The following is a 22,833-nucleotide window of genomic DNA, read 5'->3' as shown; positions in this document are numbered from 1 at the left end:
CGGGGGCCGCTTTTGCGGCCCCCTCGCTTTTCGTCAAACCCGGTCCGCCCCTTACGAGGGCAACCACCAGGAGATTCTGTTTCATGTCCCAACCGATCGTCGTGGCGGCGCTCTACAAGTTCGTCACCCTCGAAGACTACCTCGACCTGCGCGAGCCATTGCTCAAGACCCTGCTGGAAAACGACGTCAAAGGCACGTTGCTGCTGGCCCTCGAGGGCATCAACGGCACGGTCTCCGGTACCCGCGAAGGTATCGACGGCCTGCTGGCCTGGCTGCGCAACGATCCGCGCCTGGCGGATGTCGACCATAAAGAATCGTACTGCGACGAGCAGCCGTTCTACCGCACCAAGGTCAAGCTCAAGAAAGAGATCGTCACCCTCGGTGTGCCGGGCGTCGATCCCAACAAGCAGGTCGGCACCTACGTCGAGCCCAAGGACTGGAACGCGCTGATCAGCGACCCCGAAGTGCTGCTGATCGACACCCGCAATGACTATGAAGTGGCGATCGGCACCTTCAAGGGCGCCATCGATCCGAAGACCGAGACCTTCCGCGAGTTCCCCGACTACATCAAGGCCAACTTCGACCCGAGCAAGCACAAGAAGGTCGCGATGTTCTGCACCGGCGGCATTCGCTGTGAAAAAGCGTCCAGCTACATGCTCGGTGAAGGCTTCGAGGAGGTCTATCATCTTAAGGGCGGGGTCCTGAAATACTTCGAGGAAGTGGCTCAGGAAGAAAGCCTCTGGGACGGCGACTGCTTCGTCTTCGACAACCGGGTCACCGTGCGTCACGACCTGTCCGAGGGCGATTACGACCAGTGCCATGCCTGCCGCCATCCGATCAACGCGGATGACCGTGCGTCCGAGCACTATTCGCCCGGGGTGAGCTGCCCGCACTGCTGGGACACTCTTAGCGAAAAGACCCGGCGCAGCGCCATCGACCGGCAGAAGCAGATCGAGCTGGCCAAGGCGCGCAACTTGCCGCACCCGATCGGTTACAACTACAAAGCCGAGGCCTGATGCATGACTGCACGCCTGCTCTATGTGATGGACCCGATGTGTTCCTGGTGCTGGGGCTTCGCTCCCGTGGCCGAGGCGTTGATCGCCCAGGCACGGGAAGCCGGTGTGCAGACGCGCCTGGTGTTGGGTGGCCTGCGCAGTGGCAGCAGCGCGCTGGATGCCTCGACGCGCAAGTACATCCTCGAGCATTGGCAGGCGGTCGCCGAAGCCACTGGTCAGACGTTTCGCTTCGAAGGCGCCATGCCTGACGGCTTCGTCTATGACACCGAGCCGGCCTGCCGCGCCTTGGTCACGGCGCGTGAACTCGATGCCGAGCGCGGTTGGGCGCTGCTCAAGCTGATCCAGGGCTCGTTCTACGAGCAGGGCCTGGATGTCACCCGTGCCCCGCAGTTGGTGGACCTGGCCGAGCAGGCAGGCTTCGACCGCGAGCGGTTTTCTGCGACGTTCGCAAGCGTCGAGACCCGCACGACCACGACAGCCGACTTTGCCTGGGTTCAGGACCTGGGTATCGCCGGCTTCCCGACCCTGCTGGCTGAGCGCAATGGTCAACTGGCCTTGCTGACCAACGGCTATCAGTCGCTCGATCGCCTGCAGCCGTTGCTGGGCCGCTGGCTGCAGCAGGCCGCCTGTGCTTGATCTGCCAGGGTCTAGCGACCCTGTGCCGGGGAAGCCCCCCGTTGCGCACGATCGTCTGAGCTGGGCGGAAATCCGCCGCCTGGCCCTGCACCACAAGAAGGCCTTGTGGACCGCCAACCTGGTTGCCGTGCTCGCTGCCCTCTGCAGCGTGCCGATTCCCTTGCTGCTGCCCTTGCTGGTCGATGAAGTGCTGCTGGGTCATGGCGATGCCGCCTTGAAATGGATGAATCAGTTCCTGCCGACCGATTGGCAGGTGGCGGCCGGTTACATCGGCTTGATGCTGGTTGCGACCCTCAGCCTGCGCCTGGCCTCGCTGGCCTTCGGCGTGATCCAGGCCCGGCAGTTCGCCGGATTGGCCAAGGATATCGTGTACCGCCTGCGAATCCGCCTGATCGAGCGGCTCAAGCGGATCTCGCTCAAGGAGTATGAAAGCCTGGGTAGTGGCACGGTGACTACGCATCTGGTCACCGACCTGGATACCCTGGACAAGTTCGTCGGCGAAACCCTCAGCCGCTTCCTGGTGGCCATGCTGACGCTTACCGGCACTGCGGCGATCCTGATCTGGATGCACTGGAAGCTGGCGCTGCTGATCCTGCTGTTCAACCCGCTGGTGATCTATTTCACCGTGCAGCTGGGCAAGCGGGTCAAGCACCTGAAGAAGCTCGAGAACGACAGCACCGGGCGTTTCACCCAGGCGCTGAGCGAAACCCTCGACGCCATCCAGGAAATCCGCGCCGGTAACCGCCAGGGCTATTTTCTCGGGCGCCTGGGAGTACGTGCCCGGGAAGTGCGCGACTATGCAGTGGCCTCGCAGTGGAAGAGCGACGCCAGTGGTCGGGCCAGCGGCCTGCTGTTCCAGTTCGGCATCGACATTTTCCGTGCCGCGGCGATGCTCACCGTGCTGTTCTCCGACCTGTCGATCGGGCAGATGCTGGCCGTGTTCAGCTACCTGTGGTTCATGATCGGCCCGGTGGAGCAATTGCTCAACCTGCAGTACGCCTACTACGCGGCCGGTGGTGCGCTGAGTCGGCTCAACGAATTGCTGTCGCGAGAGGACGAGCCGCAGTATCCGGCCGCCTGTGATCCGTTCGCTGGGCACGCGACGGTGGGTATCGAGGTGCGCGACCTGCGCTTCGCCTACGCCGATGAGCCGGTGCTCGATCACCTGGACCTGTCCATCGCGCCGGGCGAGAAGGTGGCCATTGTCGGTGCCAGCGGCGGTGGCAAGAGCACGCTGGTACAGCTGCTGCTGGGGTTGTACAGCGCCCAGGCCGGAACCATCCGTTTTGGCGGTGCGAGCCTCCAGGAGATCGGGCTGGAGACCCTGCGTGAGCATGTCGCGGTGGTGCTGCAGCATCCCTCGTTGTTCAACGACAGTGTGCGCGCCAACCTGACCATGGGCCGCGAGTGCAGTGACGACGCCTGCTGGCAGGCGCTGCGCATTGCCCAGCTCGATGCCACCATCGCCGCGCTGCCTCAGGGGCTGGACAGTGTGGTCGGGCGTTCGGGGGTGCGGCTGTCCGGCGGTCAGCGTCAACGTTTGGCGATTGCCCGCATGGTCCTGGCCGAGCCGAAGGTGGTGATCCTCGACGAGGCCACCTCGGCCCTCGATGCGGCCACCGAATACAACCTGCACCAGGCCTTGGCGCGTTTCCTCAGTGGCCGTACCACCTTGATCATTGCCCATCGCCTATCGGCGGTGAAACAGGCCGATCGGGTGCTGGTGTTCGACGGTGGGCATGTGGCCGAAGACGGCGGCCACCAGCAGTTGATCGCCGAAGGCGGCTTGTACGCCAAGCTGTACGGGCATCTGCAGCAGTCCTGATCGCGCGGCGCGCCAACAGGCGCACTGGCTGCGACAAAAAGCTCCGCGCAATTATGGCAAATGGCCTACGCTGTGCTTGTCTGGGTCGATTCGTGCCATATCCGCTCTGAGACAGGGACTACATGAAGGGAAATCGGACTCTCGAAGCGCCAAGGTTGCTGGGAATCATCTGGCCCTTCGTCGCAGTGGTGGTTTTCCAGGTGCTGCTGGGCAGCCTCAGTCTTTATTCGCTTTCGGCCATGCGTGCGTACGTGGCCGGCGAAAGCCTGTGGTCCAAGGCACAGAAAGACGCCATCTATTACCTCAATCTGTATGCCGAAAGCCAGGACGAACGCATCTTCCAGCGCTATCGCCAGGCCATTGCCATACCCCAGGGCGACCGTGAGCTACGGGTGGCCCTCGACCAGCCTGTGCCGGACCTTGAGGCCGCACGGCGCGGGATCCTGCAGGGCGGTAACCATCCGGACGACGTCAATCGGATCATCTGGTTCTACCGCAACTTCCGTCAGATCAGTTACATGCAGAATGCCATCGGCTACTGGAACACGGGTGACGAATACCTGCGGCAACTGGATGTCCTGGCGCAGCAGATGCGTGAGGCCTTCGTCCGGGGGCTGGCCAGTGAGCGTGAGGTGGCGGACTGGAAAGCGCGTATCGTCTCGATCAACGAGGGCGTGACGCCGGCCGCCAAGGCATTCAGCGATGCCTTGGGCGAAGGCTCGCGGGTGCTGCTGCGGGTGTTGATGGTCACCAACCTGCTCACGGCGTTGATTCTCATCGCCCTGGCCTGGCGCCGTTCTGCAAGGTTGCTGTCCCAGCGCCAGGCGTTTGCCAGCGCTTTGCAGGTAGAGCGTGAGCGGGCACAGACCACCCTGGAGTCGATCGGCGATGCGGTGATCACCACCGATGTCGAGGGGTGCATCGTCTACATGAACCCTGCCGCGGAGCAGTTGACCCACTGGCAGGCTTCCCAGGCCCATGGCTTGCCGCTGGCGGCGCTGTTCAGCCTGCTCGATGAAAATGCCGAGCGGGACAGCCTGACTCTGGTCGAGCAGGTGCTCAGCGGCAGCCTCAAGGGCGGGGCCGAGCATGCCCGGCTGATCCAGCGCCTGGATGGCAGTACGGTGTCGGTCAACCTGGTGGGGTCGCCCATCCACACCGACGGTCAGATCAGCGGCATCGTCCTCGCCCTGCATGACATGACCCAGGAGCGGCAGTACATCGCCAACCTGTCATGGCAGGCGACCCACGATGCCCTGACGGGCCTTGCCAACCGCCGTGAGTTCGAGTATCGCCTCGAGCAGGCGCTCAACACCTTGGCCCGTCAGTCGGGACGCCACTCCCTGATGTTCCTGGACCTCGACCAGTTCAAGCTGGTCAACGATACCTGCGGGCATGCCGCGGGCGATGAGTTGCTGCGCCATATCTGCGCTGTGCTGCAGGCAGGCCTGCGTGAAGGTGACACCCTGGCCCGGCTGGGCGGTGACGAATTCGGCGTATTGCTGGAAAACTGTCCGCCCGACCAGGCTGAGCGGATTGCCGAGCACTTGCGCCAGACCGTGCAGAGCCTGCATTTCGTCTGGAAGGGACGGCCCTTCGTCACCACCGTGAGTATTGGCCTGGTACACATTGCCCATTCGCCCGGCACGCTTGAGACCTCGCTGCGCGCTGCCGACATGGCCTGCTACATGGCCAAGGAGAAGGGGCGCAACCGTGTGCAGGTCTACCATGCCGACGACAGCGAGTTGTCGATGCGCTTTGGCGAGATGGCCTGGATCCAGCGCCTGCACGTTGCGCTCGAGGAAAACCGCTTCTGCCTGTATGCCCAGGAAATCGCCCCCCTCAAACCAGACATGGGCGCCGGACACCTCGAGATTCTCCTGCGCCTGCATGACGAGAGCGGTCGGACCATCCTGCCGGACAGTTTCATCCCAGCCGCCGAGCGCTATGGCCTGATGACCGCGCTCGATCGCTGGGTGGTGCGCAATGTGTTCCTGGTGATTCGCCAGGCGCTGGACGAAGGTCGCAGCCGACCGTTGGCGATGTGCGCGATCAATCTGTCGGGTACGAGTATTGGCGATGACAAGTTCCTGGAATACCTGCAGAGGTTGTTTGCCGAGTTCCAGATCCCCCCGCACATGATTTGTTTCGAAATAACCGAGACCAGCGCAATCGCCAATTTGGGAAGTGCCATTCGCTTCATCAACGAATTGAAAGGTTTGGGCTGCAAGTTCTCCCTCGACGATTTCTGCGCCGGGATGTCGTCATTCGCCTATTTGAAGCATTTACCAGTAGACTTTCTGAAGATCGACGGAAGTTTCGTCAAGGATATGCTCGACGATCCCATTAACAGGGCTATGGTGGAGGTGATCAACCATATTGGCCATGTCATGGGTAAGCGCACCATCGCCGAGTTTGTCGAAACACCGTTGATCGAGCAGGCGCTGCAGGAGATCGGCGTAGATTTCGCCCAGGGTTATCTGATCGAGCGGCCGCAGGTGTTCACCTGTGACAGCCTCCAGCGACAACGGATTGCAGTAAGGCCCTTGTTGCACCGGGCGCCAGGGTCCTTCCGCTGACAGTAGTAGTCGTCCGGAAAATCACAAGGAATCAAGGAGCTGACAGTGATTGACGCATTCGTTCGGATCGGTCCATTGATGGACCCCAAGAGCTACCCCGACTGGGCGCAGAAAATGATCTCGGATTGTGCCGAGAGCAAGCGAAGGGTGGTGGAGCATGAGATCTACCAGCGCTTGAGCGACGGCAAACTGAGCAAGAAGACCATCCGTCAGTACTTGGTCGGTGGTTGGCCGGTGGTCGAACAGTTTTCGTTGTACATGGCCCAAAACCTCACCAAGACCCGCTACGGCCGCAGCCAGGGCGAGGATATGGCGCGGCGCTGGTTGATACGCAATATCCGCGTTGAGCTCAACCATGCCGACCATTGGGTCAAATGGTGCAAGGCGCACGACATTAGCTTGAAGGACTTGCAGGCCCAGGATGTCCCCCCTGAGCTGAACGGCTTGAACGATTGGTGCTGGCGTGTCTGTGCGACCGAGTCGCTGGCCATTGCGATGGCCGCGACCAACTACGCGATCGAAGGGGCGACGGGCGAGTGGTCGGCAAAGGTCTATCCCGAGACGGACTATGCGCGGTCTTTCATCCAGCAGGGTGACAAGGAATCCAAGGCGGCCATGAGGTGGCTGGACCTGCACGCCGAGTACGACGATTCGCACCCGTGGGAGGCGCTGGAGATCATTTGCACGCTGGTGGGCGAGAGCCCTTCCGAGGAATTGCAGGCGCAACTGCGCAAGGCCATCTGCAAGAGCTACGACTGCATGTACCTGTTCCTGGAGCGTTGCCTGAGATCCGAGAGTGAGCATGAGCAGCCTGTGCTCAAGCCGGTGGAGCAGGTGGAACTGAACAAGCCTGTAAAGCAGCGTGAGCAGCCTGTGAAAAAACGGGCTAATGCTCGTGCGCTAGCGGGATAAGATGGAGTCGTAGCGGGTAAAGGACACTTCCAGGCTGTTCAGCGCTGCGAAGTGTCCCTGTGATTTTACTGCGCGTTGAACGCCTGTCCATTCACGCCGCTGCTGTCCGGGCCCATCAGGTACAGGTACACCGGCATGATGTCTTCGGGCAGCGGATTGTCCTGCGGGTTCTCGCTGGGATAGGCCAGCGCCCGCATCGCCGTGCGCGTGGCGCCCGGGTTGATGCTGTTGGCACGCACCGGCGCCACGCCTTCCAGCTCGTCGGCCAGGGTCTGCATCAGGCCTTCGGTGGCGAATTTCGACACGCCATAGGCGCCCCAGTAGGCCCGGCCCTTGCGCCCGACGCTCGACGAGGTGAACACCACCGAGGCGTCCTCGGACAACTTCAGCAGCGGCAGCAGTGTGCTGGTCAGCATGAATGTCGCGTTGACGTTGATGTGCATCACGCGCATGAAGTTGTCGCCCGACAACTGCTCCAGCGGCGTACGTGGGCCGATGATCGACGCGTTGTTGAGCAGGCCGTCGAGGCGCCCGAACTGCTCTTCGATCATCACCGCCAGTTCGTCGTACTGATGGGGCAGGGCGGTTTCCAGGTTGAACGGAATCACCACCGGTTGTGGGTGGCCGGCAGCTTCGATCTGGTCGTAGACCTCGTTGAGGTTGGCCTCGGTCTTGCCCAGCAGCAGCACGGTGGCCCCCAGTGCTGCGTAAGCCTTGGCGGCAGCCGCGCCGATGCCGCGCCCGGCGCCGGTGACAAGAATGACCCGACCCTTGAGCAGGTCGGGGCGGGCGGTGTAGTCGAACATTGAAATTTCCCTGTTTTTTATCCCTGTGTGTGCCGCCAGCTCTTACAACTCAGCAGCCGCACAACGCACTGTCGATCACTTTGCGCAGGTCCAGCGGGTGGTCCACCACCACGTCGGCACCCCAGTTGTTGGGATTGTCCTCTGGATGAATATAACCGTAGCGCACGGCGGCGGTGCGGGTGCCGGCATCGCGACCGGATTCGATGTCACGCAGATCGTCGCCGACGAACAGTACGCTGGCCGGATCCAGGTCAAGCGTCTTGCAGGCGAGGATCAGCGGCTCGGGGTCGGGTTTGCTGTTCTTCACGTGATCGGGGCAGATCAGCAGCGCCGAACGCTCGGCCAGGCCAAGCTGCTGCATGATCGGCTCGGCGAAGCGCACCGGCTTGTTGGTGACCACACCCCACAGCAGGTTGCCTTTCTCGATGTCGTCCAGCAGTTCGGCCATGCCCTCGAACAGCTTGCTGTGGACCGCGCAATCGCGTTGGTAACGTTCGAGAAATTCCAGGCGCAGGGCCTCGAAGCCTTCGGCGTCCGGGTCCATGGCGAAAGTGGCGGCGACCATCGCCCGCGCGCCGCCCGAGATCACGCCGCGGATCAACTGGTCGTCCACGGCCGGCAGGCCGCGCTCGGCGAGCATGGCCTGGCAGATGGCGATGAAGTCCGGCGCGGTGTCCAGCAGGGTGCCGTCCATGTCGAAGAGTACTGCTCGCAGGCGCATGCTCATTCCTCGCGCAGGGTCTGGATCATGTAGTTGACATCGACGTCGCTGGCCAGCTTGTAGTGCTTGGTCAGCGGGTTGTAGGTGAGGCCGATGATGTCCTTAACTTCGAGGCCGGCCACACGGCTCCAGGCGCCGAGCTCGGAGGGCCGGATGAATTTCTTGAAGTCGTGGGTGCCGCGCGGCAGCATCTTGAGGATGTACTCGGCGCCGATGATCGCCAGCAGATAGGCCTTGGGGTTGCGGTTGATGGTGGAGAAGAACACCTGGCCGCCGGGCTTGACCAGGCGATGGCAGGCGCGGATCACCGAGGAAGGATCGGGCACGTGTTCGAGCATTTCCAGGCAGGTGACCACGTCGAACTGGCCAGGCAGCTCTTCTGCCAGCGCTTCGGCGGTGATCTGCCGGTACTCGACCTCGACTCCCGACTCCAGTTGGTGCAGGCGCGCCACAGCCAGTGGCGCCTCGCCCATGTCGATGCCGGTCACGGTAGCACCGCGCTGGGCCATCGCCTCGCTGAGGATGCCGCCGCCGCAGCCGACGTCCAGCACCTTCTTGCCGGCGAGGCTGGCGCGCTCGTCTATCCAGTTGACCCGCAGCGGGTTGATCTCGTGCAGGGGCTTGAACTCGCTCTCGCGATCCCACCAGCGGTGGGCCAAGGCCTCGAACTTGGCGATTTCGGCGCGGTCGACGTTGCTCATTGAACAGATCCTCTGAAAACTTCGATAAAAGGTGTCTCAAGCGGCAGCCGCAGCTGCCGGCCGGTCATTCTTTGCCAGCGCGAATGCGCGCTCCCCAGGTGCGGGCGGTGTCGATCAGCGCGGCTTCGTCCATTTGGGTCAGGCGCCCGTCGTCGAGCAGGTGGTGGCCCGCGACCCAGACGTGGCGCACGCAGTCGCGGCCGGTGGCGTAGATCAGTTGCGAAACCGGGTCATGCACCGGTTGCTGGGCCAGGCCCGAGAGGTCGAAGGCGGTGATGTCCGCAGCCTTGCCCGCCTCCAGCGAGCCAATGCTGGCCTCCAGCCCCAGGGCGCGGGCGCCGTTGAGCGTGGCCATGCGCAGGGCGCGGTGGGCGTCCAGGGCCGTGGCCGAACCTGCGACGGCCTTGGCCAGCAATGCGGCGGTCCGGGTTTCGCCAAGCAGGTCGAGGTCGTTGTTGCTGGCGGCGCCATCGGTGCCTACGGCGACGTTGACCCCGGCCTGCCACAGGCGTTCGACCGGGCAGAAGCCGCTGGCCAGCTTGAGGTTGGACTCCGGGCAGTGCACCACGCTGGTGTTGCTTTCTACCAGCAGGGCCAGGTCGTCGTCGCTGATCTGGGTCATGTGGACCGCCTGCAGGCGCGGGCCCAGCAGGCCGAGGCGTGCCAGGCGCGCCAGCGGGCGTTCGCCGTGCTCGGCCACCGCCCGCTCGACCTCTGCGGCGGTTTCGTGGATGTGCATGTGCAGCGGCGCGTCGAGCTGGTCGGCGATGACCCGGATCTTCTCCAGGTTCTGGTCATTGACCGTATACGGCGCATGGGGCCCGAGGGCGACGCTGATGCGCGGGTGATGGCGCAGGTCGCCGAACAGCTCGATGGCCAGGTGCAGGGCCTCGTCGGGGCTGCGCGCACCGGGGATGGGGAAGTCCAGCAACGGCACGGCCACCTGGGCGCGGATGCCGCTGCGGTGCACGCGGTCACAGGCCTCGCGGGGGAAAAAGTACATGTCGGCGAAGCAGGTGATGCCGCCCTTGAGCTGCTCGGCGATCGCCAGGTCGGTGCCGTCGCGCACGAAGGCTTCGTCGACCCAGCGCCCTTCGGCCGGCCAGATGTGCTCCTGCAGCCAGGTCATCAGCGGCAGGTCGTCGGCCAGGCCGCGGAACAGGGTCATGGCGGCGTGCCCGTGGGCGTTGACCAGCCCTGGGGTGAGCACGCAGTCGGGCAGCTCGCGCACCTCCAGTGCCTGCGGCGCCCGCTCGCGGGGGCCGATCCAGGCAATCAGCCCGTCCCGGATGCCCAGGGCATGCCCTTCGAGCACTACGCCGGCCGGCTCCACGGGCACCAGCCAGCGGGGTGCGAGCAGCAGGTCGAGCGGCGAAGAGACTGAAGGCATAGGCAGGCTACCGGGTTCCGTTAAATGGAACGCGCAGTATACCCGAGCGCCTGCGCCCGAGGCTCGCTATAATCGTCCGCTTTTGATCAGTGAATTGCGGGGAGAGGCGATGCGCGAGCGACTTTTGGCGGCGGAGAAGGTGACCAGCATCCAGTGGCGTGATGGTACCCTGCATCTGCTCGACCAGCGTCTGCTGCCGACCCGCGAGCACTGGCTGGCCTGCGCCGATGTGGCCTCCGTGGTTCAGGCGATCCGCGGCATGGCGGTGCGCGGTGCGGCAGCCATCGGCATCAGTGCTGCCTATGGGCTGGTGCTTGCGTTGCGTCAACGCCTGGCCGAGGACGATGACTGGGAGCAGGCGCTGGAAGAGGACTTCCTCGAGCTGGCCGAGGCGCGCCCGACAGCTGCCAACCTGTTCTGGGCGCTCAATCGCATGCGCGAGCGCCTGCAGCGGCTGCGCCCCGACGAGGATGTGCTCGCAGTCATGGAAGCCGAAGCCGTGGCGATCCACGACAGCGATCGCGAAGCCAACCTGACCATGGCGCAAAACGGTATCGAGCAGATCCGTCGCCACCAGGGCAGCGAGCAGACCTTGCTGACCTACGGCAATGCTGGTGCCTTGGCCAGCGGTGGTTTCGGGACGGCGTTGGGGGTGATCCATGCCGCTTATCTGGAAGGGATGGTCGAGCGCATCTATGCCGCCGAAACCCGTCCCTGGTTGCACGGATCGCGCCTGACGGCCTGGGAGCTGTCCCATGAGGGGATACCAGTCACGCTGTGTGCGGACTCGGCGCTGGCGCACCTGATGAAGACCAAAGGCATCACCTGGGTTGTGGTCGGTGCCGACTGCATCGCGGCCAATGGTGACGTGGCGAGCAAGATCGGCACATACCAGTTGGCAGTCTCGGCCATGCACCATGGCGTACGTTTCATGGTGGTGGCATCGAGCACCAGCATTGACCTCAACCTCGCCAGCGGTGATGACATCCCTCTTGAAGAACGTGAGGCGGACGAGCTGCTGGAAGTGGCTGGGAAGCGAGTCGGTGCAGATGTCGAGGTGTTCAATACCGTTTTCGATGTGACTCCTGCGGATCTGATCGACGTGATCGTGACCGAGAAGGGTATTGTCGAGCGACCGGATGCCGCCAAAATCGCCCAGTTGATGTGCCGCAAGCGCTTGCATTGAGTGTTTTCGCGGGGGCGATGGCGGTCTGGACTTTCCGCTTCAGCGGCATCCTGCCCTATCTCCCACCCGCCAACCCTTTGTGATACCATCCGACAGTTTCCAAGGCCGCTCTTTTCCGCGGTCTTCATTGCGCAGATCCTGGGCACAACTCATTGATTTGTCGTATGTCGTCGCACTGTCGAACGCTGCGGCGACGAGCTTCGTTCGTCCACCGATGGATATGGCGAAGTTTCACCAGAAAAAGGAATCAGGCTTCTCATGGGCGAACTGGCCAAAGAAATCCTCCCGGTCAATATCGAAGACGAACTGAGACAGTCCTACCTCGACTACGCGATGAGCGTGATTGTCGGGCGAGCGCTGCCCGATGCGCGTGACGGCTTGAAGCCCGTGCATCGCCGCGTCCTGTACGCGATGAGCGAACTGGGCAACGACTGGAACAAGCCGTACAAGAAGTCCGCCCGTGTGGTCGGTGACGTCATCGGTAAATACCACCCGCACGGCGACACTGCCGTGTACGACACCATCGTGCGCATGGCGCAGCCGTTCTCGCTGCGCTACCTGCTGGTCGACGGTCAGGGCAACTTCGGTTCGGTGGACGGCGACAACGCTGCGGCCATGCGATACACCGAAGTGCGCATGACCAAGCTGGCTCACGAGCTGCTGGCCGACCTGCACAAGGAAACGGTCGACTGGGTGCCCAACTACGACGGCACCGAGCAGATCCCGGCGGTCATGCCGACCAGGATCCCCAACCTGCTGGTCAACGGTTCCAGCGGCATCGCCGTGGGCATGGCCACCAACATCCCGCCGCACAACCTGGGCGAAGTCATCGATGGTTGCCTGGCGCTGATCGACAACCCCGAGGTCACCGTCGATGAGCTGATGCAGTTCATCCCTGGCCCGGACTTCCCGACCGCCGGCATCATCAACGGCCGCCAGGGCATCATCGAGGCCTATCGCACCGGCCGCGGCCGCATCTATATGCGCGCCCGCTCCGAGGTCGAGGACATCGACAAGGTGGGTGGTCGTCAGCAGATCGTCGTGACCGAGCTGCCGTATCAGCTGAACAAGGCGCGTCTGATCGAGAAGATCGCCGAGCTGGTCAAAGAGAAGAAGATCGAAGGCATCACCGAGCTGCGTGACGAGTCCGACAAGGACGGCATGCGCATCGTCATCGAGCTGCGTCGCGGCGAGGTGCCTGAAGTGGTGCTCAACAACCTCTATCAGCAGACCCAGCTGCAGAGTGTGTTCGGCATCAACGTTGTCGCTTTGATCGACGGTCGTCCGCGGTTGCTGAACCTGAAAGACCTGCTCGAGGCCTTCGTTCGTCACCGTCGCGAAGTGGTCACCCGTCGCACCGTGTTCGAGCTGCGCAAGGCGCGTGAGCGTGGGCACATTCTTGAAGGCCAGGCTGTTGCTCTGTCCAACATCGATCCGGTCATTGCCCTGATCAAGGCCTCGCCAACGCCGTCGGAAGCCAAGGAAGCCCTGGTCGGTACGCCGTGGGAGTCCAGTGCAGTGCAGGTCATGGTCGAGCGCGCTGGCGCCGACTCGTGCCGTCCGGAAGACCTGCCGGAGCAGTATGGCCTGCGTGATGGCAAGTACTGGCTGTCGCCTGAACAGGCCCAGGCCATCCTCGACCTGCGTCTGCACCGCCTGACCGGCCTGGAGCATGAGAAGCTGCTGGCCGAGTACCAGGAGATCCTCGAGCAGATCGGCGAGCTGATCCGCATCCTCAACAGTGCCCAGCGCCTGATGGAAGTGATCCGCGAAGAGCTTGAAGCGATTCGCGCCGAGTACGGCGATGCCCGTCGTACCCAGATCCTCGATGCCCGTCACGACCTCAACTACGGCGACATGATCCCGGAAGAAGAGCGTGTGGTGACCATTTCCCATGGTGGTTATGCCAAGACTCAGCCATTGTCCGCTTACCAGGCCCAGCGCCGCGGCGGCAAGGGCAAGTCGGCGACCGGCGTGAAGGATGAGGACTACATCGAGCACCTGCTGGTTGCCAACAGCCACGCCACGCTGCTGCTGTTCTCCAGCAAAGGCAAGGTTTACTGGCTAAAGACCTACGACATCCCTGAGGCCTCCCGCGCCGCGCGTGGTCGCCCGATGGTCAACCTGCTGCCGCTGGAAGACGGCGAGCGCATCACTGCGATGCTGCAGATCGACCTCGAGGCCCTGCAGCAGAGCGCCGACCTCGACGAAGAAATCGACGAGGTGGAAGACGCGGTGCTCGAGGGTGAGGTGATCGAGCCGGAAGAAGTCGACGAAGAAGACGGCGACACTCCAGAGCTGGTTGCAGAGCCAACCGGTGCCTACATCTTCATGGCTACCGCTTCCGGTACCGTCAAGAAGACCCCGTTGGTGCAGTTCGCGCGTCCGCGCTCCAATGGCCTGATCGCGGTCAAGCTGAAGGAAGGTGACACCTTGATCGCCGCAGCCATCACCGATGGCGCGAAGGAAGTCATGATGTTCTCCAGCGCTGGCAAGGTGATTCGCTTCGCCGAGAGCGTGGTTCGCGAGATGGGCCGTACCGCGCGCGGTGTGCGTGGCATGAAGCTGGGCAAGGGGCAGGAAGTGATTTCCATGCTGATCCCCGAGTCGGGCGCGCAGATCCTCACCGCTTCCGAGCGTGGCTTCGGCAAGCGCACCCCGCTGTCCAAGTTCCCGCGTCGTGGTCGTGGCGGGCAGGGTGTGATTGCCATGGGCACAAAAGGGCGCAACGGCTTGCTTATCGGTGCCATCCAGGTTCAGGAAGGCGAGGAGATCATGCTGATTTCCGACCAGGGTACGCTGGTGCGTACACGGGTCGGTGAGGTCTCCAGCCTGAGCCGTAACACCCAGGGCGTTACGCTGATCAAGCTGGCCAGCGACGAGACGCTGGTAGGCCTGGAGCGTATCCAGGAGCCGTCCGAGGACGAGCTCGACGATATCGTCGAGACGGACGAGGAGGGCGTCGAAGCTGATGCGCCAGATGACGAAGCTGCAGGCGCCGAAGAGGCTCCGCAGGAATAAGCAAGCGTAAACCCGAGCGGGGCGACCAAGGTCGCCCCGTTTGACTGATTAGCGACGGCAACGTCTGGTTTCTGTGGGAGCGGGCTTGCCCGCGAAGCAGGCGGTGCGATGTATGGCACCGGCTTCGCCGGTGTTCGCGGCTCCCACAGGATTACCGCTGAACCAGCTGGTTAGATTTTGTTCTATTAGAGCGAGAGTGGATGTGAGCAAACGAGCCTTTAACTTCTGCGCAGGCCCTGCCGCGCTTCCCGACGCTGTCCTGCAGCGTGCCCAGGCCGAAATGCTGGACTGGCGCGGCAAGGGCTTGTCAGTGATGGAGATGAGCCACCGCAGCGATGACTACGTGGCGATCGCCGAAAAGGCCGAGCAAGACCTGCGTGACCTGCTGAGCATTCCCTCGAACTACAAGGTGCTGTTCCTGCAGGGTGGTGCCAGCCAGCAGTTCGCCGAGATCCCGCTGAACCTGCTGCCCGAAGGCGCCACGGCCGACTACATCGAGACCGGCATCTGGTCGAAGAAGGCTATCGAGGAAGGGCGCCGTTTCGGCAATATCAACGTCGCTGCCAGCGCCAAGCCTTACGATTACCTGGCCATTCCTGGCCAGAACGAGTGGAAGCTGACCCCAGGGGCTGCATACGTTCACTACGCCTCCAACGAAACCATCGGCGGCCTGCAGTTCGACTGGGTGCCTGAAACCGGTGATGTTCCGCTGGTGGTCGACATGTCGTCCGACATCCTCTCGCGCCCGATCGACGTGTCGCAGTACGGCCTGATCTACGCCGGTGCGCAAAAGAACATCGGCCCGAGCGGCCTGGTGGTGGTCATTGTGCGCGAAGACCTGCTCGGTCGCGCGCGCAGCACCTGCCCGACCATGCTCGACTACAAGATCTCGGCCGATAATGGTTCGATGTACAACACCCCGGCCACCTACTCCTGGTATCTGTCGGGCCTGGTGTTCGAGTGGCTCAAGGAGCAGGGCGGCGTCGAGGCCATGGAGCAGCGCAACCGTGCGAAGAAAGACCGTCTGTACGGTTTCATCGACGCCAGCGAGTTCTACACCAACCCGATCAGCCACAATGCCCGCTCTTGGATGAACGTGCCGTTCCGCCTCGCCGACGAGCGCCTGGACAAGGCATTCCTCGCCGGTGCCGACGCCCGCGGCCTGCTCAATCTCAAGGGCCATCGTTCGGTCGGTGGCATGCGTGCCTCGATCTACAACGCGCTGGGGCTGGATGCGGTGGAAGCTCTGGTGGCCTACATGGCCGAATTCGAGAAGGAGCACGGCTGATGTCCGAACAGGAACTCAAGGCCCTGCGCGTTCGCATTGACAGCCTCGACGAGAAAATCCTCGAGCTGATCAGCGATCGCGCTCGCTGCGCCGAAGAAGTGGCGCGGGTCAAGACCGCGTCGCTCGCCGAAGGCGAAAAGCCGGTGTTCTACCGCCCCGAGCGTGAGGCCGCGGTGCTCAAGCGCGTCATGGAGCGCAACAAGGGGCCCTTGGGTAACGAAGAGATGGCGCGTCTGTTCCGCGAAATCATGTCGTCGTGCCTGGCCCTGGAAGAGCCGTTGAAGATTGCCTACCTCGGCCCCGAGGGCACCTTCACCCAGGCTGCGGCCATGAAGCATTTCGGTCATGCGGTGATCAGTCGTCCGATGGCGGCCATCGATGAAGTGTTCCGCGAAGTGGCGGCAGGCGCTGTCAACTTCGGCGTGGTGCCGGTGGAAAACTCCACCGAAGGCGCGGTGAGTCACACGCTCGACAGCTTCCTCGAGCACGACATGGTGATCTGTGGCGAGGTCGAGCTGCGTATCCACCACCACCTGCTGGTGGGCGAGAACACCAAGACCGACAGCATCACCCGTATTTACTCGCACGCCCAGTCGCTGGCCCAGTGCCGCAAGTGGCTGGACGCGCACTACCCGAACGTCGAGCGCGTGGCGGTCTCGAGCAATGCCGAGGCGGCCAAGCGGGTCAAGGGCGAGTGGAATTCGGCGGCGATCGCCGGTGACATGGCAGCCAATCTGTATGGTTTGACCCGTCTGGCCGAGAAGATCGAAGACCGTCCGGACAACTCCACGCGGTTCCTGATGATCGGTAACCAGGAAGTGCCGCCGACCGGCGACGACAAGACCTCGATCATCGTTTCGATGAGCAACAAGCCAGGCGCGCTGCATGAGCTGCTGGTGCCATTCCACGATAACGGCATCGACCTGACCCGCATCGAGACCCGCCCGTCGCGCAGCGGCAAGTGGACCTACGTGTTCTTCATCGACTTCGTCGGCCACCACCGCGATCCGCTGATCAAGGCGGTGCTGGAGAAGATCAGCCAGGAGGCCGTGGCGTTGAAGGTGCTGGGGTCTTATCCGAAGGCGGTGCTCTGAACTTATTATTGCCCGTGAGTGGGAGCGCTTTGCGCTCCATCGCGGGACCAGCCCGCTCCCACAGGTTTCATGCTGCCCGTGAGAGTGGCGTCGGACCTATAGTTCGGGTTCGTCCTGCCCATCTGTAGGCTGTAATTTGGCACATGTTGCTGTTCTGAACAGGGTTCGCACTCGTGGTTAATGCTGTAAACAAACCCGCACCGCTCATCAATCGCCTGGTCGTCGTCGGCCTGGGTCTGATCGGTGGTTCCTTCGCCAAAGGCCTGCGTGAAAGCGGGCTGTGCCGTGAAGTGGTCGGTGTCGACCTGGATGCCCAGTCGCGCAAGCAGGCTGTCGCTCTTGGTGTGGTCGATCGCTGCGAAGAGGATCTGGCCGTTGCCTGTGTCGGTGCTGACGTGATCCAGCTGGCGGTGCCGATCCTGGCCATGGAAAAGGTTCTGGCTCGCCTGGCGTCGCTCGACCTGGGGGCTGCGGTGATCACCGATGTCGGCAGTGCCAAGGGCAATGTGGTGCGTGCCGCGCGGGCCGTATTCGGCGAGCGTCTGGCGCGTTTCGTGCCCGGCCATCCGATCGCAGGGTCCGAGCAGAGCGGTGTGGAGGCGTCCAATGCTGCACTGTTCCGTCGTCACAAAGTGATCCTCACGCCGCTCGCCGAAACCGACCCGGCAGCCCTGGCCCTGGTCGATCGCCTGTGGCGCGCGCTGGAGGCCGACGTCGAGCACATGCCGGTCGAGCGTCATGACGAAGTCCTGGCGGCCACCAGCCACCTTCCGCACCTGCTGGCGTTCGGCCTGGTGGATTCGCTGGCCAAACGCAATGAAAACCTCGACATCTTCCGGTACGCTGCGGGAGGGTTCCGCGATTTCACGAGAATCGCCGGCAGCGACCCGATCATGTGGCATGACATCTTCCTCGCCAACCGCGACGCTGTCCTGCGCACGCTGGATACATTTCGCAGCGATCTCGACGCCTTGCGCGACGCGGTCGATGCAGGGGACGGGCACCAGTTGCTGGGTGTATTCACCCGCGCTCGAGTCGCCCGCGAGCATTTCAGTAAAATCCTGGCCCGCCGGGCCTATGTGGACGCTATGAACGCCAACGACCTGATCTTCCTGGCCCAACCTGGTGGCCGCGTGTCCGGACGGATTCGCGTACCGGGCGACAAATCGATTTCCCACCGCTCGATCATGCTCGGCTCGCTGGCCGAGGGCACCACTGAAGTCGAAGGCTTCCTCGAGGGCGAAGATGCCCTGGCGACCTTGCAAGCCTTCCGCGACATGGGTGTGGTCATCGAGGGGCCGCACCACGGCCGCGTCACCATCCATGGTGTCGGCCTGCACGGCCTGAAGCCGCCACCTGGCCCGATCTACCTGGGTAACTCCGGGACCTCGATGCGCCTGCTGTCGGGCCTGCTGGCCGCACAGCCGTTCGATGTGACCATGACCGGTGACGCTTCGCTGTCCAAGCGCCCGATGAACCGCGTGGCCAATCCGTTGCGCGAAATGGGAGCCGTGGTCGAGACCGGCCCTGAGGGGCGTCCTCCGCTGACCATTCGCGGTGGCCAGAAGCTCAAGGCGCTGAACTACACCCTGCCGATGGCCAGTGCCCAGGTTAAGTCCTGCCTGCTGCTGGCCGGCCTGTACGCCGAAGGCACTACCACCGTCACCGAGCCGGCGCCGACCCGCGATCACACCGAGCGCATGCTGCGTGGCTTCGGTTACAGCGTGCAGAGCAATGGCCCTGTCGCTTCGCTGCAGTCCGGCGGCAAGCTGACCGCTACTCGGATCGAAGTGCCGGCCGATATCTCGTCCTCGGCCTTCTTCCTGGTCGCAGCGTCCATCGCCGAAGGTTCGGAGCTGGTGCTGGAGCACGTCGGCATCAACCCGACCCGCACCGGCGTGATCGACATCCTGCGTCTGATGGGCGGCGACATCACCCTGGAGAACCAGCGTGAAGTCGGCGGCGAGCCTGTTGCCGACCTGCGCGTGCGTGGGGCGAAGCTCAAGGGTATCGAGATTCCGGAAGACCTGGTGCCGCTGGCCATCGACGAATTCCCGGTGCTGTTCGTCGCGGCCGCCTGCGCCGAGGGGCGTACCGTGCTGCGTGGTGCCGAGGAGTTGCGGGTCAAGGAGTCTGACCGTATCCAGGTCATGGCCGATGGCCTGATCGCCCTGGGCGTCAAGTGTGAGCCGACCCCGGACGGCATCATCATCGATGGCGGCCAGATCGGCGGCGGTGAGGTCCATGGTCACGGTGATCACCGTATCTCCATGGCGTTCAGCATTGCCTCGCTGCGTGCCAGTGCGCCGATCCGCATTCACGACTGCGCCAACGTCGCCACCTCCTTCCCCAACTTCCTGGCGCTTTGCGCCGAAGTCGGCATTCGCGTGGCGCAAGAGGGCAAGTCGTGAATTCGCAGGCGCCGGTCATCACCATCGACGGGCCAAGCGGCTCGGGCAAGGGCACGGTAGCTGGCCTGCTGGCACGCGAGCTTGGCTGGCGGCTGCTGGATTCCGGAGCGCTGTATCGCCTGCTGGCGTTCAACGCCTCGAACCATGGTGTCGACCTGACCAACGAAGAGTTGCTCAAGGCGCTTGCCGCTCATCTGGACGTGCAGTTCATCGCTGCCGAGCCGGGCAAGCTGCAGCAGATCATTCTCGAGGGCGAGGATGTCAGCAATGTCATCCGTACCGAAACGGTAGGGGCGGGCGCCTCGATGGTCGCTTCTCTGCCAGCGGTGCGCGAGGCACTGCTGCAGCGTCAGCGTGCCTTCCGTGAGGCGCCGGGGCTGATCGCCGACGGTCGCGACATGGGGACCGTGGTGTTTCCCGATGCGCCACTGAAGGTGTTTCTCACCGCCAGTGCCGAGGAACGCGCCCGCCGCCGTTACCTGCAGTTGAAGGGCAAAGGCGAAGATGTTAGTCTGTCGAGTCTGCTAGATGAGATTCGTGCGCGCGATGAGCGCGACACCCAGCGCGCAGTGGCCCCGCTCAAGCCGGCGGCCGATGCAATCCAGCTGGACTCTACCGAGTTGTCCATCGAGCAGGTGCTGCAACGGATCAGAAGCGAGCTCGCATTGCGCGATCTGCTCTGATCGCCAGGAAAGCAGGCAGGGGCACCAGTCAACGTCCTGCCCGCTTTCCTTTACTTAAACGAAACCCACATTGTCTGGAATGTGGCGATGGGTGTTTGTCTCGCCCGAATTTACAGGAATTAAAATGAGCGAAAGCTTTGCAGAACTCTTTGAAGAAAGCCTGAAAACCCTCAATCTTCAGCCGGGCGCAATCATCACCGGTATCGTTGTCGACATCGACGGCGACTGGGTTACCGTTCACGCTGGTCTGAAGTCCGAGGGCGTCATCCCGCTCGAGCAGTTCTACAACGAAGCTGGCGAGCTGACCATCAAGGTCGGTGACGAAGTTCACGTTGCGCTGGACGCGGTCGAAGACGGCTTTGGCGAAACCAAGCTGTCCCGTGAAAAAGCCAAGCGCGCCGAGTGCTGGATTGTTCTGGAAGCTGCTTTCGCTGCCGAAGAAGTGGTCAAGGGCGTTATCAACGGTAAGGTTAAGGGCGGCTTCACTGTCGACGTTAACGGCATCCGTGCGTTCCTGCCGGGCTCCCTGGTTGATGTCCGCCCAGTGCGCGACACCACCCACCTGGAAGGCAAAGAGCTGGAATTCAAGGTCATCAAGCTGGACCAGAAGCGCAACAACGTTGTCGTTTCCCGTCGCAGCGTGCTGGAAGCCGAGAACAGCGCCGAGCGCGAAGCCCTGCTGGAAACCCTGCAGGAAGGCCAACAGGTCAAAGGTATCGTCAAGAACCTCACCGACTACGGCGCCTTCGTGGACCTGGGCGGCATCGACGGCCTGCTGCACATCACCGACATGGCCTGGAAGCGCATCAAGCACCCGTCGGAAATCGTCAACGTTGGTGACGAAGTCGACGTTCGCGTTCTGAAGTTCGACCGTGAGCGCAACCGCGTTTCGCTGGGTCTGAAGCAGATGGGCGAAGATCCGTGGGTTGCTATCACTTCCCGCTACCCAGAAGGTACTCGTGTTACCGCTCGCGTCACCAACCTGACCGACTACGGCTGCTTCGCCGAGCTGGAAGAGGGTGTCGAAGGCCTGGTGCACGTTTCCGAAATGGACTGGACCAACAAGAACATCCACCCGTCGAAAGTCGTTCAGGTTGGCGACGAAGTGGAAGTCATGGTTCTGGACATCGACGAAGAGCGTCGTCGTATCTCCCTGGGTATCAAGCAGTGCAAATCCAACCCATGGGAAGACTTCTCCGGCCAGTTCAACAAGGGTGACAAGATCACCGGTACCATCAAGTCGATCACCGACTTCGGTATCTTCATCGGCCTGGACGGTGGCATCGACGGTCTGGTTCACCTGTCCGACATCTCCTGGAACGAAACCGGCGAAGAAGCCGTACGTCGTTTCAAGAAGGGCGACGAGCTGGAAACCGTCATCCTGTCGGTTGACCCAGAGCGCGAGCGCATCTCCCTGGGCATCAAGCAGCTGGAAGACGATCCGTTCTCCAACTTCGTTGCTGTCAACGACAAGGGTGCAATCGTCAAGGGTATCGTGAAGGAAGTTGACGCCAAGGGCGCCATCGTCACTCTGGCCGACGACATCGAAGCTACTCTGAAAGCTTCCGAAATCAGCCGTGACCGCGTTGAAGACGCGCGTAACGTCCTGAAGGAAGGCGAAGAGATCGAAGCCAAGATCATCAGCGTTGACCGCAAGTCCCGCGTCATCAGCCTGTCCATCAAGTCGAAGGACGATGCTGAAGAGCGCGAAGCTATCCAGAGCCTGAAAAACACCGCTCCGGAAGCTGCTGCCGACACCACCATGGCTGCGCTGCTGCGCGAAGCAATGGCCAAGCAGAACTGAGTTCTGTTTGATCGGTAAAAAAGGGCGACCCTCGGGTCGCCCTTTTTTTGGCTGTGTGTCAGGGATTGATGGTGCGGGTGTTGTGAAGCTCGTGTTAGTTGTTAGGGGGCGTGCGGCTGGGAGTGTCACCTGTAGTGCTTACCCCCATCCCCTCGGTGTCGTCGGCAGAAAGAGTGAATATCACGGCATAGCGACTGAGATCGCTTTCGTTTCGCTGAAAGCGGACGGCGACCTGTTTGCCTTCCCATGTGATGGTCTTTATCTCATAGGTTGCGCCTGAGCTCAGTTGAATCCGGCGACTCAGGCTTGAGCCTGGCTGTCCGAGGGTGTCGGTTAGAAAGTCATCGACCAATGCCAGGCTGCTGGCTCTTCCTGTCAACATCAACTGGCTGATTTTGCCATCCTTTGTGCTCGCAAAGAGTTGGTACCCCGAGCTGATAGGGATATAGGGCAGCCCGTGAACTTCGTACCGGTCAGGCTCCGAGGTGTTGATGCGGCAGGGTGTGTCTTGGCGAGCGGCGCTCTCGGGGCATTCTGGAACCTGGGCCTTGAAGTTGCCATGCAAAGGAACACCCAGAAACTCGGATGGCTCCTTTTCCCAGATTTGGTGTTGTCGAGCGCCTTGAGCGAACGCCACCGGTGTGGTAATGAGGGTCGCCAGGGTGAGTGAAAGAGAGAGAGTCCGCATAAACAATCCTTGTGTGTACTGCTTGAAGAGCAAGTAGATAACCACTTTGCAATCAGTTTTGAGGACGAATCA

17 protein-coding genes are annotated in these 22,833 nt (G+C 62.5%); 12 read left to right on the top strand and 5 right to left on the bottom strand.

The genetic code is table 11. The features are described from left to right. Positions 1–83 precede the first annotated feature (83 nt). The 5 genes from ACK3BK_RS18575 to ACK3BK_RS18555 all read left to right on the top strand — a co-directional run bounded on the left by ACK3BK_RS18575 (position 84) and on the right by ACK3BK_RS18555 (position 6,968). Entirely contained in the window at positions 84–1,016 is a 933-nt protein-coding gene (locus tag ACK3BK_RS18575) for a rhodanese-related sulfurtransferase (RefSeq protein ID WP_186666658.1), read from the top strand. A 3-nt stretch (positions 1,017–1,019) separates the two neighbouring features. Next, complete coding sequence (locus tag ACK3BK_RS18570; protein ID WP_411383053.1) at positions 1,020–1,652, top strand: DsbA family protein; 633 nt, start codon at positions 1,020–1,022, stop codon at positions 1,650–1,652. Further along, positions 1,645–3,477, top strand: coding sequence for an ABC transporter ATP-binding protein (locus ACK3BK_RS18565; protein WP_411383052.1), 1,833 nt, complete (start codon positions 1,645–1,647; stop codon positions 3,475–3,477). The genes ACK3BK_RS18570 and ACK3BK_RS18565 overlap by 8 nt, the downstream gene beginning before the upstream one ends. 122 nt (positions 3,478–3,599) lie before the next feature. Beyond that, on the top strand, positions 3,600–6,056 hold the full coding sequence (locus tag ACK3BK_RS18560; protein ID WP_411383051.1) for an EAL domain-containing protein: 2,457 nt from the start codon (positions 3,600–3,602) through the stop codon (positions 6,054–6,056). Positions 6,057–6,101: 45 nt separating this feature from the next. Next, a complete protein-coding gene (locus ACK3BK_RS18555) occupies positions 6,102–6,968 on the top strand; it encodes a TenA family transcriptional regulator (protein WP_411383050.1) in 867 nt (288 codons plus the stop codon). 65 nt (positions 6,969–7,033) lie between these two features. Here ACK3BK_RS18555 and ACK3BK_RS18550 read toward each other — a convergent pair whose 3' ends face one another. The 4 genes from ACK3BK_RS18550 to ACK3BK_RS18535 form a co-directional block, all read right to left on the bottom strand. After that, a complete protein-coding gene (locus tag ACK3BK_RS18550; protein WP_411383049.1) occupies positions 7,034–7,774 on the bottom strand; it encodes a YciK family oxidoreductase in 741 nt (246 codons plus the stop codon). 49 nt (positions 7,775–7,823) lie between these two features. After that, positions 7,824–8,495, bottom strand: coding sequence for an N-acetylmuramic acid 6-phosphate phosphatase MupP (gene mupP / locus ACK3BK_RS18545; protein WP_186711140.1), 672 nt, complete (start codon positions 8,493–8,495; stop codon positions 7,824–7,826). Positions 8,496–8,497: 2 nt separating this feature from the next. Continuing rightward, entirely contained in the window at positions 8,498–9,196 is a 699-nt protein-coding gene (gene ubiG / locus ACK3BK_RS18540; protein WP_112898930.1) for a bifunctional 2-polyprenyl-6-hydroxyphenol methylase/3-demethylubiquinol 3-O-methyltransferase UbiG, read from the bottom strand. A 64-nt stretch (positions 9,197–9,260) separates the two neighbouring features. Further along, positions 9,261–10,586: a TRZ/ATZ family hydrolase gene (locus ACK3BK_RS18535; RefSeq protein WP_186666648.1), complete on the bottom strand. Its 1,326-nt coding sequence runs from the start codon at positions 10,584–10,586 to the stop codon at positions 9,261–9,263. A gap of 109 nt (positions 10,587–10,695) precedes the next feature. Between ACK3BK_RS18535 and mtnA the strand changes: the two genes are divergently transcribed. The 7 genes from mtnA (at position 10,696) to rpsA (ending at position 22,073) form a co-directional block, all read left to right on the top strand. Then, positions 10,696–11,772, top strand: a complete 1,077-nt coding sequence (gene mtnA / locus ACK3BK_RS18530) for an S-methyl-5-thioribose-1-phosphate isomerase (protein ID WP_186711138.1) — start codon at positions 10,696–10,698, stop codon at positions 11,770–11,772. Positions 11,773–12,030: 258 nt separating this feature from the next. Further along, positions 12,031–14,793, top strand: coding sequence for a DNA gyrase subunit A (gene gyrA, locus ACK3BK_RS18525; protein WP_186711137.1), 2,763 nt, complete (start codon positions 12,031–12,033; stop codon positions 14,791–14,793). 202 nt (positions 14,794–14,995) lie between these two features. Next, complete coding sequence (gene serC / locus ACK3BK_RS18520; protein WP_186666643.1) at positions 14,996–16,081, top strand: 3-phosphoserine/phosphohydroxythreonine transaminase; 1,086 nt, start codon at positions 14,996–14,998, stop codon at positions 16,079–16,081. Next, positions 16,081–17,175: a prephenate dehydratase gene (gene pheA / locus ACK3BK_RS18515; RefSeq protein WP_054893877.1), complete on the top strand. Its 1,095-nt coding sequence runs from the start codon at positions 16,081–16,083 to the stop codon at positions 17,173–17,175. Before serC ends, pheA begins: the two co-directional genes overlap by 1 nt. A gap of 173 nt (positions 17,176–17,348) precedes the next feature. Further along, positions 17,349–19,586: a bifunctional prephenate dehydrogenase/3-phosphoshikimate 1-carboxyvinyltransferase gene (locus ACK3BK_RS18510; RefSeq protein WP_186719037.1), complete on the top strand. Its 2,238-nt coding sequence runs from the start codon at positions 17,349–17,351 to the stop codon at positions 19,584–19,586. Then, complete coding sequence (gene cmk, locus ACK3BK_RS18505) at positions 19,583–20,269, top strand: (d)CMP kinase (RefSeq protein ID WP_054893879.1); 687 nt, start codon at positions 19,583–19,585, stop codon at positions 20,267–20,269. Before ACK3BK_RS18510 ends, cmk begins: the two co-directional genes overlap by 4 nt. 124 nt (positions 20,270–20,393) lie before the next feature. Next, positions 20,394–22,073: a 30S ribosomal protein S1 gene (rpsA, locus tag ACK3BK_RS18500; protein ID WP_054893880.1), complete on the top strand. Its 1,680-nt coding sequence runs from the start codon at positions 20,394–20,396 to the stop codon at positions 22,071–22,073. Between the two features lie 94 nt (positions 22,074–22,167). Here rpsA and ACK3BK_RS18495 read toward each other — a convergent pair whose 3' ends face one another. Further along, positions 22,168–22,794 (bottom strand): hypothetical protein, encoded by a 627-nt coding sequence (locus ACK3BK_RS18495; RefSeq protein WP_411383048.1) that lies wholly within the window; start codon positions 22,792–22,794, stop codon positions 22,168–22,170. Between the last annotated feature and the right edge of the window lie 39 nt (positions 22,795–22,833).

Origin of the sequence: Pseudomonas sp. L7 (assembly GCF_046605565.1) — a bacterium.
Lineage (GTDB): Bacteria > Pseudomonadota > Gammaproteobacteria > Pseudomonadales > Pseudomonadaceae > Aquipseudomonas > Aquipseudomonas wayambapalatensis.
Note: the sequence above shows the minus strand (reverse complement) of the source record. Positions and strands in the feature narration are given on the sequence as shown.